This is a genomic window from Ruegeria sp. ABV4_181, from assembly GCF_056158465.1.
Window position 1 is genome coordinate 1,971,840 of the sequence record NZ_JBSWTI010000002.1, and the last position, 11,618, is coordinate 1,983,457.

An 11,618-nucleotide genomic window follows, 5' to 3' on the forward strand; every position below is an offset into this window, starting at 1 on the left:
ACTTTCACGAGGCGACCTCACCGCGCCACCCGTGCGAGAACCCGATAGTGAAATTGGCCGGCAGTATCGCCGTCCGAAGATCAATGATGGATTGGTATTCGTCGCTCTTCCAGAAAGCTTCGAGGTTTTCGCGAGATGGAAACCGTATCAGGGTAAGACCCGCGCCCTCTGGCCAGTCTCCTTCAAACTTGGAAATGGAGGGTTCTCGTGCGCCTATGACGAGGAGTTCGCCTTCAAACTTCTCCAGAACGTCATTGGCAGCTTTTGCATATTCGCCAAAATTCTTCATATCTCCTTGTTCTGTGAAGCTGAACAACAGATAGGCTTCTTTTCCTAAGGACATGTTGGGTTTCCTATTATGTTTTTCAGATTGATTTCCGTTGCGGCCCTGAACAGAGCAATTCCGCTCAACCGCCGTGGAAAACGGACAGGGCCATTCGGCGGACGTAACCGGGGAACGCTGTGTCGTAGTTTTTCCAGTCTGAGTATTCGGGCATTTCGATTTCGTCGGGGATGGAAAAGAGCAACTCAACAGGGGCTGACGGGTTGCCGCTTGCGAAAGCTTCCTGAAAGCGGGCCTCTACCTTCGCTTGCAGCTCATTCAGAAACTCCGCATTTTCTTTGAGAGCTTCGACGCTGTTACCGTTTGAGTGCCCGTTGATTGCGTAAGTCGGATCCCAATCCACCAGTGTGTTCAAAACTACGCCTGAGCCCACGAAATTGGTGTCTTCCTTGAACTCATGCGGAGAAAATTCCTGCGGCATGTACATATCCACGGAAAACACGACATTGCTGTCGGCGACACGTGCAACCGTGGTCGCAACTCCATCTGCGACAGCGAGGTGATGCAACTCGATGGTTTGACCTCCAAGATCCACAGTGTGGATGTCGTCGAACGACGTCGTGATCGTTGGCATGGGCATCAACGGCGACAGTTTCAGGATGTCGAGGCCGTTCTCCTGCATGATGATCTCGGCCCCTTCGAACACTTCAGTTCCACCAATGTGGTCAAAATGCTCGTGGCTCAGGGCGATATGCGTAACAGGCCTGTCGGTGATCTTCGCAATCTCCGCCTTCAGCTCTTCAGCCCGCGGTGTGAAGGACGGATCGATCACGAGAATACCATTCTCTCCAATGACAACCATGCTGGAGTAACCCATGGAAAAGTAGTGATAAACGCCGTCCGCGATCTCAGTCATCGAACTGGTCTGCGCATTTGTGGTTGTTCCCAGTACGATCAGCGCAGCAGCGGTAAACGAGGTTGACAGTCTCATATCGGCCCCTCAAAGCTAACGTTGTTTGCCTTAGCTAACAGCGTTAGCAAAGAAGTCAATAGGAGTACTCGAAATTCAGGAGAAGACACCAAGCCATGGTGGGACGGCCAAAAGACATTGCCCAGGAATACGAGGGGTTCACGACGCGCAACGCCATCCTTGCCGCAGCCGAGAAACTGGCCGGGGAGAAGGGTGCATCCGGTTTGAAAATAAGAGAAATTGCCCGGCTTGTCGGGATCGAGCCTGCGTCCATCTACAAACACTTCAAGGGTCTGGGCGCCATATTAACGGCGCTTATTGGTGACTCTCTCGCTGAGGAACACCAGTTGTTAAAGCTGCCCGAGGAACTGGACGGAGAAGCCGCAATTCGGGAACTCAACAGGCGAACGACTCGCTTTTTGGCCGCCAGAAAGGGAATTGTAAGCCTTTCATTGGACGACTTCGCGAAGGCACATGATCCTACCCGTGATGCTTTTGATGAAAACGAAGCCATTATCGTCCAAGGTCTGGATATCGAAGCTGAGCTGATCAGCCGCCATCTCGGACTGGGTGAGCTTGGGCGAAAAAAGCTGGGTCAGATTGCAATCGCGCGCCGCTCGATGATCTTGGTTTTTTTGAGCGTCACATGGCTGAACGGAAAAGAAGTGGGCGAAGAACGGCAAGCCGAGATAGCCGACATGGTTTCTGCATTCCTGTTGGGGTTGCAGTCACAATACTGACAGGGTGCACCAATTCGCAGGTTGGGTAAACTACGCACCAGCGGCTGTCGAAAAGCCAGCTTGCATCAGACCATCGACAAACACATCCATATACAAGCATCTAATAAAGGGTGAGCGGTACAGGCCTGTATTAGCTCTGGCGCTATGTCGCCAGTGGTCGAGACGGCAGCCTTCATTGCTTGATGGTCCACAATCGCAGGGCGGATTGACGTCGCAATCATTTCGGGCAATTCGTCTTGCGACCGAAGCGGGCTTTCGGTGAGCCCCTCAAGGCGATTGCACATCGCACTGCACCTTCACCGGCGGTACGCTTCCTAGTTGGCGGCAAAGACAGGATATAGCGATTACTTGCTGAGGTGGTCGCTTCGGAAGCAGCTTTTCTCGCTAAAGCCTAACACTTGCGTGAGTTTTCAGCACAATCGCAAAGTAAGCTTTGCTCTTCCTGTCATCTCAATTCAATACTGAAGCACAAGTCGCTATTTGCGGAGCTAAAATGCGAATTAGCGTAGGCATCGCTGTGTCGATACTGGTTGCCATGTCCATCGGCGTGTCGACCCTTATAGTCCATTCCTTGTGGTGGACGACAGCGCGCGACAATAGCCGTATGCTCGCGGCTGAAATCAACAGTCAAATAGCAAATACCGTCCGCATCGAAGTGGGCCTTACGCTCAGGTCGGCCGAAGCCGCCTGGGCGGCCGTGCGTACGATCTTTGTCCAAAACGTCATCGCGACGCGACAAGCCGACAAACGAGAATTTGTGTTCTTGTCACAAATACAGGCGCAACCGAATATTTCGTGGATATTCTTCGGGTGGCCGGACGGGAACTTTTTCGCCTCGCGTCGATTAGGTGACGACGGGCTTGAGATGATTGAAATCGACAAAAACATCCAAGATCGGATGTTGCGGAAAGACCGCTATATCTTCATCCCAGGTGACATCCAGTTCGAAGCGCGCACTTTTTCAGACACCTCCTATGATCCGCGCGAACATGCCTGGTTTTCAAATTTCATGGGCCTCGAAACCGCTGGGTGGATTGAAACAGGCAGCCTCCCGGGCAGCGATAAAACCGTCTACACCTTTGCTGGCCCAATAGACGTCAATCGAAGACGGCAGGGTGTCCTGGCCGTGGCGATCGAAACGGACCGGCTTTCGCGCTTTCTGGCGACCCTTGCACCCGGCGAATTTGGCGCAGCGTTTGTTTTGGATGCCGATGGTAAAGTGATTGCGGTACCCGATGCCGAAGCGGATGAGGTTACACCGGCCCGCATGGGCGAGGGAGAGCTTTACGAGGTTGCCATGATCGCAGGGGAAAACCTGCTGGGTGGCCCCGCAGCGAATGCCCCCGGCACTTTGACAAAACGCGTTGTCATCGGAGGTGTGCCTTATGCGGTCGCTCTGACGCCTTTGGGGTTTTACGGCTGGCGCGTTGCCACGGTCATTCCTGAAGCTGCCTTTCTTTCGGAAATCGACAAAACGCTGATAAAGCTGGTCTATATACTTTTGGGCGTGGTTGCTGTTGCCACCGGGTTGGCGATTTGGCTGGTCCGCAAAGTCGTCGCGGATCCATTGGCATATATCGCCGAAGACCTGAGCAAAATCGAACGCTTTGACGTGGAACGCATCTCGCGCAGGCCCTCTAAACTGTCTGAGCTTGCTAATCTCTCTGCTGCGACAGCAAGCATGGCTGCGGGTCTGTCAGCATTCCGAAAGTATGTACCAACCGAATTAGTGCGCATGTTGGTTGCCGAGGGCATCAAGACACAGCCAGGCGGAGACATCAGGCAGATTTCCGTGTTGTTTTGCGATGTCACCGGCTTCACCGGGCTTTCGGAGAAGCTTGGGCCCAAAGTTGTCCAATTGATGGAACCCTTCTTCAGCGCGACCTCGGCAGCCATTACTCGTAACGGTGGGACTATCGACAAATTCATAGGCGACGCCGTGATGGCGTTCTGGGGCGCGCCACGCAAGGATGCCAACCACGCCGAAAACGCCTGTCGCGCGGCACTGGACCTTATTGCAGCTGTGGAAGAGGCCGGAATCAAAGACGAAGCCGGCAACCCTTTGCGGGTCAGGGTCGGCCTGAACAGTGGCGAGGCACTGGTCGGTAACATTGGGTCAGAGCAGCGTTTGAACTACACTGCAATTGGCGACGTGGTGAACGTTGCCAGCCGGTTGGAGGAGGCCAATAAGGATTACGGCACATTAATCCTGATTGGCCCGGAAACCCGACGCCAGGCAGCTGAGAAAATCGTGGTACGCGAACTGGACACGCTGACGGTATTCGGACGCGTCGAAGAGGTCGTGGTCTACGAACTGATCGCCATGAATGATGAAATTGACGGATCGTTTGAGTGGATTGAAGCCTACGAACAGGGCCTTTCACATTATCGTGCAGGGCAGTTTGACAAAGCTGTTGCTGCCTTTAAGACCGTTGATCTGGCACGAAACGGAGATCCTGCCTCAGCCACGATGATGTCCCGCGCCCAGGTTCTTTTGGAGAACCCGCCACCGGGTGATTGGAGCGCAGTTACTAGCACGAACAAGAAGCGATAGACTTACGTGCGATAGGTTTGATGCAAAGATCTGAACCCTGCGCGTTGCGTCGGTGATCCCTTAGTCTCGGTTAGGCAAGTTGTGTCGACAAAACGGGGATCAAATTGGGTCTCGTGCCAAGCTGATTTCCACAATGCAGGCCAGCTTGGCACGAGACCTGATAACAGTTGAGAAACGGGTGTTCACCTAGCGTGAATCTCTCGCCGCACGCGGCCCAAATTGGCGCCAACCCACCAATCACCGCCTTGTTCTCGGTGTCATTTTCTGGACCGGCTCAATCCTAAGCCACTTTGCGCTACCTGCCTGATGAATACGGCAAGTCACCTAGCGTCTACCGACAGGTCCGGTGATGAAGGCCGCACTCATCGCTCGGCAACCAAACACCCGTAGAAGCGCGCCGGACGCTTGAGCAGTTTGAGGGCTCCGCGCCCGGCGCGCTTGCCCAATTAGACGACGGAGAATATGAAAACCAAACCCGTAGACTCTCGTTATGAATGAGGGAGCCTCGGGGGGCAGGTCATCAGCCCAATAGCTCGCAGAAGAAAATGAAGACTCGTGCAATCTAGTAGATTTTCAGCAATTGTTTAAGTCAGATCAAAACGGACTACGCTGATGGTTGAGGAAAGAACTGAACGTCGCCTTGCCGCGATACTTGCCGCAGACGTGGTAGGCTACTCCGCATTGATCGAGCGTGATGAAATCGGCACCAGGAACCTGCTCAACGCGGCATTCGACCAGATAATCCTGCCGGCACTTGAACATCACCGCGGGCGTTTGTTTAAGACGATGGGTGACGGGTACTTGGCGGAATTCGCTTCTGTCGTCGAGGCTGTAGAATGCGCGGCAGCCATACAAAAGAGCTTTGCTGACGACAGCACACTTTCTCTGCGGATAGGAATAAATCTGGGTGACGTGATCGTCGAAGGTGATGATCTGCACGGAGAAGGCGTCAATGTCGCGGCTCGGATCGAAGCCTTGGCAGACGTCGGTGGTATTGCGATTTCACGTTCGGCGCGCGACCAGATCCGGGACAAGTTGGATGTTACACTTGAAGATCTTGGTGAGATCCAAGTCAAGAATATCGCCCGTCCAATTCGCGTTTTTAATGTGATCGACTCGAGTACTGTTTCCAAAGCTCAAGCCAAGTCGATCAACCGGTTGAGCGCGTTGAATTGGATTTCAGCCGGGGTTGCTCTGCTTGCATTGGTCATCGTCGGAACGGTCGCTTGGGAGCGGTTAAGACCGCAAAACGTTGAAGCTGCGTCGCTGGCTGAAATGCAGTTGGTTCTGCCTGACAAACCCTCGGTCGCTATCCTGCCGTTCAGGACGCTATCTGACAATGAGCAAGATTTGCTGCTCGCAAGGGCGGTGGGAGAGGATCTGACGCGAAGCCTCGCTCGGGTCAAGGGCCTGTTCGTGATAGCGAGTAGTTCGACCGAAAGATATCGTGATCAAAGCGTCAGCCCTGCAACGGTGGCAGAAGAGTTGGGAGTGGCACATGTAGTGCGCGGCACACTGCGCCGGTCCGGTGATCAGGTGCGAGTCGATGTCGAATTGATTGACGCCTTGTCAGGGCGAATAATCTGGAGCGACCGGATCGAACGCGCGTCGGAAGATGTTTTCGAACTACAGGACTCGCTTGTAGGACAGCTTGCGCAGCAGTTTTCAGAGGATCTGGAGCGAGTGCAGAACCAACACCGCTTTACAGAAAACCCTGAAGCTTTTTTGCTCTGGGCCCGCGCAGATGAGGCAAGCTGGGTGAATACGCCGGTATCCTACGAGAGTGCGCGCGCTCTGGCCCGAGAAGCACTGGCGCTGGACCCTGATTTCGTTCGGGCCAAAGCCTTACTGGGCTTTGTTGAAACACAGAAAGGTTATTTTCGGGTGGCGGACAATCCGGATGTCGCTCTTGAAAATGGCCTAGCAATAGCTCGCGAGGTCGTTCGCCTTGAACCGGACGATTGGTATTCACGACAAGTCTTGGCGCAGTCACTTCTGAATCTTCGCGATTACGAAGGCGCGCTTGAAGAATTCACACATGCGATGGAGCTCGAACCGGCTCACCCACATCTGTTGAGCCGATCGGCATTGGCCCTGATATTTCTGGGACGTGGTGCGGAAGCCGAGGAGCTGCTGCGTTTGTCGGTAAGGTTGAACCCTTTTCACAATTGGTTAGCCGACCAGTTGCTTGGTCAGGCGATTTATCTTCAGGGTCGTTATGCTGAAGCACTGGGCCATCTTGAAACTGCGCGCACAAAGAACCCACGATTTATTGGGAATTTGTGGTGGCGAGCCGCAGCCTATGGGCAGCTTGGAGAAACTGATAAAGCAGCTCAGACCATAGAAGCAATTCTGGAGCGCATGCCGGATGCGAGAATTTCTACAAGCTTCATCCAGATTACCGATCCAATTGGGCAAAGCCGCTTCCAGGATGGGCTGCGCGCAGCTGGCCTGCCTGAGTAGAAATAGGTGATTGCGGTATTACGCGTTGCCCTGCAATTTAGAATGAACAACTGCAAATTCTTCCGGGCGCGAGCTCTACAAGAACACAATCTCGCAGCTAGCAAGAAGGTCCATACCTGCAATCTATGTAACGCCGTTCAAAAAGGGGCGGAAAACAACTATTCCGCCAAGGCATCGTTCTGGCCGAATGTGAAAAGGGCGAAATATTTTTTTATGCAGCAACGCCTCTGATGTCCACAGAGAGCGCGAACTGAGTATCGCGCAAAAATCACCCCCTAAAGAATCCCTTCAAATTCGCGCTAGCCGTCCACAGGAACTTCCAGCTTTTGCATCAGCGGTCGGTTCGGGCGCAGCAGTTGTTCCATTACGGCTTTGGCGAGGAAGCTTCCGGCGGTTCCGACGTCTTCGAATTCCACAAGAACGTCTTCGCGGAACAGCTTTAGGATGGGGACAACTTCCTTTGAGAATACGTCTATGTCGAGCCCCAGGTGCCGCCCTTGTTGTTCGACTGCAACGACGGCCGCCATGGCAGCCTTTGACGACGAGCAGACGATGGCGTCGATTTCCGGCGATATTGACAACCTGCGCTTTATCCAGTGGCGGATGTCCTCTGATGGTTGATCGCTGTCGATGTTCTGCGCGACGCGATAGCTGAGCCCCAGCCCGGGCGCCGTCTGTTCCAATCCGCGCAACATATCTTGTGAGTAATTCTGGCTGGAGGGCGGCAGCATGGCGTAAATGTTCTTGCGTCCTCGTTCCGCCAGCCGCCTTAAGGCAACCCGCAAGAATGCCGTGTTGTCGTAGTCATAATAGGCGTGCCTGTCGCACCAGATTGTCCGCCCGTGCGTCGCGAAGGGAAAATTGCGCTTCAAAAGATAGTCCACACGTGGATCTTCCGGCTCTGTCATGTTGAAGATCACGGCGTCCGCCGAATGGGTTTCGACAATGTATTTGATAGGGCGAAGTGAGTCCTCGTCCGGAAACCACGGCAATACATTGAGATGAAACTGAGTACCGCGCAGTTCCAATGCGATGGAATTTGTCAATTTCGATGAATTGTTGATGACCTCGCCCTCAGCGGGAACAACCAGTGTTATTACGTTTGTTTTGCCTGTGCGCAGCCGGACGCCGGCGCGATTGGGGACGTAACCGATGGCCCGGGCTACAGTGCGCACGCGTTCTTTGGTGTCTTCACTGATGTCTGGTGCGTCTCCCAAAGCGCGTGACACAGTTGCGACCGCGAGGCCACAGATTCTCGATATCGTCTTCAGGGTCGGGCGCTCACCGGGCTGAACCAGAGCCTTGAGTTCTTCCGAGCTCAAATTGCTTAAGTTTTCCGTTGTTCTTCGCATCCCGGGTAACTCCTTGGCGGAATGAGGTAAGGACCGATAGTCGGGTTCCATCTCTCTTTCCAAATGGCGCGGTTCATATATCGCGGTTCAAAAAAGTCTTTGCAAGAGAAATCTAAATCGTTATAGATCGATCTATAACGTTATAGAACGGGAGGAAACTATGAACAGGGTCAAAGGACTGTTATCTGCCACAGCAATTGTCGCGGCTTCGGGTGTTTCAGCGTCCGAGCTGGAAGTTATGCACTGGTGGACATCCGGCGGCGAAGCCGCCGCGGTGAAGGAATTCGCCGACGCATTTAACGCGTCAGGCAACACCTGGGTTGATGCCGCCATTGCCGGTGGTGAGGCCGCGCGGGCCGTGATGGTCAGTCGTCTGACCGGTGGTGACCCGATGGGTGCCTTCCAATTCAATCACGGACGTCAGGCAGAAGAACTGATCGAGGCGGGACTTCTGCGCGACATTACAGATATTGCAGAGGCCGAAGGCTGGAAGGATATAGTGAACCCGCCGTCGTTGCTTGACGCATGCACGGTCGACGGGCGCGTCTATTGCGCGCCGGTCAATATTCACTCATGGCAGTGGATTTGGTTGTCGCACAAAGCCTACGAAGACGCCGGTTTGCCCGTCCCGACCAATTGGGAAGAATTCGTCGCATCCGCGCCGAAACTTCAGGAAGCCGGAAAGCTGCCGCTGGCATTGGGTCAACAAGGTTGGCAGCAACGCGGGCTGTTTAACGTACTCTTCGCGGCTTTGGTATCAAACGATGTCTTCCTGTCTGTCTACGGCGACAAAAATGTCGAGGTCGCGGCAGGAGATGAAGTGGCCGCAGTGTTCAAGGCGGCCGAAGAAGCGCGGGCAATGGCCGCAGAGTCGACGGTTCAAAACTGGAACGATGCCACCAACCTCGTCATCACAGGGCAAGCAGGTGGTCAGGTCATGGGGGACTGGGCGCAAGGTGAATTTGCCATGGCCGAACAAGTCGCCGGTGAAGATTATAGCTGTTTGCCCGGTCTGGGTATGACGGAACTGCTGAGTACGGGTGGAGACGCGTTTTATTTCCCGGTGTTGGAAGATGAAGCGCAAATCTCAGCGCAGACCGAATTGGCTAAGCTTATGCTAAAGCCCGAAACTCAGGTGGCGTTCAACTTGAAGAAAGGATCGCTGCCGGTTCGCGGCGATATCGATCTGTCGACGGCGAATGACTGCATGCAAAAGGGTCTGAAGCTTCTCAGCGAAGGTGCTCTGCTTCCGGACACGGCGATGCTGAACACGCCGGACACGGCTGACCAGATCAGCACGCTTTTCGTCGAATTCTTCGCCGACCCCTCGATAACGGCTGAGGATGCTCAGGCGCAGTTTGTTTCGATTATCGAAAGCGCTGAATGAGCCCATGCGCGGTCGACCGGCATAAAGCCTCAGGTCGACCGCAATCAATCAACTTTAGAATTGGGGAAAGCGCATGAGCAACGGGCGCCCGAGCCAATTGTTTCGCAACAAGTCCGCAAAAATCGCGGCGATCCCGATGATCGTGACTGCGCTTTTCGTCTTCGTTGGCGGCACAGCATGGACCGTTGTCTACAGCTTCACAAAGTCCGGCCTTTTGCCACGTCTGAATTGGGTTGGCCTGGACCAGTATGAAAGGCTGTGGTCAACCAACAGATGGCTTGTTTCGATCGAGAACCTGATCATCTACGGGCTTTGCATGTTGGTGCTGGTTTTTGTGATCGGCTTCATTCTGGCGGCGTTGATTGATCAAAAAATTCGCTTTGAGAACACCGTACGCACAGTCATTCTTTACCCCTACGCCCTCAGCTTTGTGGTTACCGGTCTGGTCTGGCAATGGATTCTGAACCCCGATTTCGGCATTCAGAGCATCGTTCAGAACCTGGGCTGGGAAAGCTTTGCGTTCGACCCGCTGTACAACGCCGATATCGCAATATTCGGAGTTCTGATCGCCGGGCTGTGGCAAGGCAGCGGCCTCGTCATGGTCCTTATGCTCGCCGGCTTACGCGGCATTGATCAAGAGGTTTGGAAGGCGGCGCGCATCGACGGAATCCCGGCGTGGAAAACCTATATCTTTGTAGTTATTCCGATGATGCGACCGGTCTTCGTCACGACCCTGGTTTTGGTCGTGACAGGTATTGTGAAGATCTACGACCTTATCGTTGCGCAGACAGGCGGCGGTCCGGGTGTCTCGACCGAGGTGCCCGCGAAATATGTCTACGACATGATGTTCCGCGCCAACAATCTTGGTCAGGGTTTTGCCGCTTCTACGATGATGCTTGTGACCGTTGCGCTGATCGTGATCCCGTGGGCAATTCTCGAATTCGGAGGCTCGAAGAACCGTGGTTGATGCGACGTCCCAGGAACTTTCAGGGCCACAGGGTCCCAAGCCGCAAAAGTTCATCTCGCGCCGAAATGTGTTTCTCTACGGCACGCTATTTGTCGTCGCGACATACTATGCGCTGCCGCTCTACGTGATGATCGTAACATCACTCAAAGGTATGCCCGAAATCCGGTTGGGTAACGTGTTTTCCCCGCCTGTTGAGGTGACCTTTGCGCCTTGGGTGAAAGCCTGGTCCGAAGCCTGTACGGGGTTGACCTGCGACGGGCTCAGCACCGGGTTCTGGAACTCCGTCAGGATCACGGTTCCATCGGTATTTGTATCCATCGCAATTGCCTCGGTAAATGGCTACGCCCTTGCCAACTGGAAGTTCAAAGGTGCGGATGTGTTCTTTACCATCCTCATATTCGGCGCGTTCATACCCTATCAGGTGATGCTTTATCCAATCGTCATTATGTTGCGCGAAATGGGTATCTACGGTTCGCTGAGTGGTCTTGTGATCGTTCACACCATTTTTGGCATGCCGATCCTGACGCTGCTGTTCCGAAACTATTTCACTTCGTTGCCGGAAGAACTGTTCAAGGCAGCACGCGTCGACGGTGCCGGTTTCTGGGGCATCTATTTTCGTATCATGCTGCCCATGTCGGTTCCGATTTTCACGGTTGCCGTGATCCTGCAAGTGACCGGAATTTGGAACGATTTTCTGTTCGGAGTTGTCTATGCGCGACCGGAAACCTACCCGATGACCGTGGCGCTCAATAACATCGTCAACTCAACTCAGGGGGTTAAGGAATACAACGTCAACATGGCGGCAACGATTCTTACCGGCCTTGTCCCACTGACTATCTATTTCGTCTCCGGGAAACTCTTCGTTCGCGGCATCGCCGCCGGCGCAGTCAAAGGGTAAATCC

The 11,618-nt window shown here is 54.0% G+C and carries 9 protein-coding genes and 2 pseudogenes; 8 read left to right on the forward strand and 3 right to left on the reverse strand.

Annotated elements, in window-relative coordinates:
• Positions 1-4: 4 nt before the first annotated feature.
• Together ACXAC3_RS09795 and ACXAC3_RS09800 are read right to left on the reverse strand one after the other, a co-directional pair.
• Positions 5-343, reverse strand: a complete 339-nt coding sequence (locus tag ACXAC3_RS09795; protein WP_475159290.1) for a DUF1330 domain-containing protein — start codon at positions 341-343, stop codon at positions 5-7.
• Between the two features lie 64 nt (positions 344-407).
• Positions 408-1,199 carry an MBL fold metallo-hydrolase gene (locus ACXAC3_RS09800; protein WP_475159293.1) on the reverse strand — a complete coding sequence of 264 codons (792 nt, stop codon included), beginning with the start codon at positions 1,197-1,199 and terminating at the stop codon, positions 408-410.
• 170 nt (positions 1,200-1,369) lie between these two features.
• Here ACXAC3_RS09800 and ACXAC3_RS09805 point away from each other — a divergent pair, with 170 nt between their 5' ends.
• The 5 genes and pseudogenes from ACXAC3_RS09805 to ACXAC3_RS09825 all read left to right on the forward strand — a co-directional run bounded on the left by ACXAC3_RS09805 (position 1,370) and on the right by ACXAC3_RS09825 (position 7,010).
• Positions 1,370-1,993, forward strand: coding sequence for a TetR/AcrR family transcriptional regulator (locus ACXAC3_RS09805; protein ID WP_475159294.1), 624 nt, complete (start codon positions 1,370-1,372; stop codon positions 1,991-1,993).
• 517 nt (positions 1,994-2,510) lie between these two features.
• Positions 2,511-4,547 (forward strand): adenylate/guanylate cyclase domain-containing protein, encoded by a 2,037-nt coding sequence (locus tag ACXAC3_RS09810; protein WP_475159295.1) that lies wholly within the window; start codon positions 2,511-2,513, stop codon positions 4,545-4,547.
• A 202-nt stretch (positions 4,548-4,749) separates the two neighbouring features.
• A pseudogene (locus tag ACXAC3_RS09815) lies at positions 4,750-4,894 on the forward strand (IS5/IS1182 family transposase); the annotation flags it as partial.
• A 6-nt stretch (positions 4,895-4,900) separates the two neighbouring features.
• Positions 4,901-5,041 (forward strand): annotated as a pseudogene (locus ACXAC3_RS09820) (IS3 family transposase); the annotation flags it as partial.
• A 118-nt stretch (positions 5,042-5,159) separates the two neighbouring features.
• Positions 5,160-7,010, forward strand: a complete 1,851-nt coding sequence (locus ACXAC3_RS09825) for an adenylate/guanylate cyclase domain-containing protein (RefSeq protein WP_475159298.1) — start codon at positions 5,160-5,162, stop codon at positions 7,008-7,010.
• A gap of 299 nt (positions 7,011-7,309) precedes the next feature.
• Here the strand turns inward: ACXAC3_RS09825 and ACXAC3_RS09830 are convergent, their stop codons facing one another.
• On the reverse strand, positions 7,310-8,413 hold the full coding sequence (locus ACXAC3_RS09830; RefSeq protein WP_475159300.1) for a LacI family transcriptional regulator: 1,104 nt from the start codon (positions 8,411-8,413) through the stop codon (positions 7,310-7,312).
• A gap of 109 nt (positions 8,414-8,522) precedes the next feature.
• Here ACXAC3_RS09830 and ACXAC3_RS09835 point away from each other — a divergent pair, with 109 nt between their 5' ends.
• The 3 genes from ACXAC3_RS09835 to ACXAC3_RS09845 all read left to right on the forward strand — a co-directional run bounded on the left by ACXAC3_RS09835 (position 8,523) and on the right by ACXAC3_RS09845 (position 11,614).
• Positions 8,523-9,749, forward strand: coding sequence for an ABC transporter substrate-binding protein (locus tag ACXAC3_RS09835; protein WP_475159302.1), 1,227 nt, complete (start codon positions 8,523-8,525; stop codon positions 9,747-9,749).
• Positions 9,750-9,822: 73 nt separating this feature from the next.
• On the forward strand, positions 9,823-10,716 hold the full coding sequence (locus ACXAC3_RS09840) for a carbohydrate ABC transporter permease (protein ID WP_475159303.1): 894 nt from the start codon (positions 9,823-9,825) through the stop codon (positions 10,714-10,716).
• Positions 10,709-11,614 carry a carbohydrate ABC transporter permease gene (locus ACXAC3_RS09845; protein WP_475159304.1) on the forward strand — a complete coding sequence of 302 codons (906 nt, stop codon included), beginning with the start codon at positions 10,709-10,711 and terminating at the stop codon, positions 11,612-11,614. The genes ACXAC3_RS09840 and ACXAC3_RS09845 overlap by 8 nt, the downstream gene beginning before the upstream one ends.
• Positions 11,615-11,618: the final 4 nt, after the last annotated feature.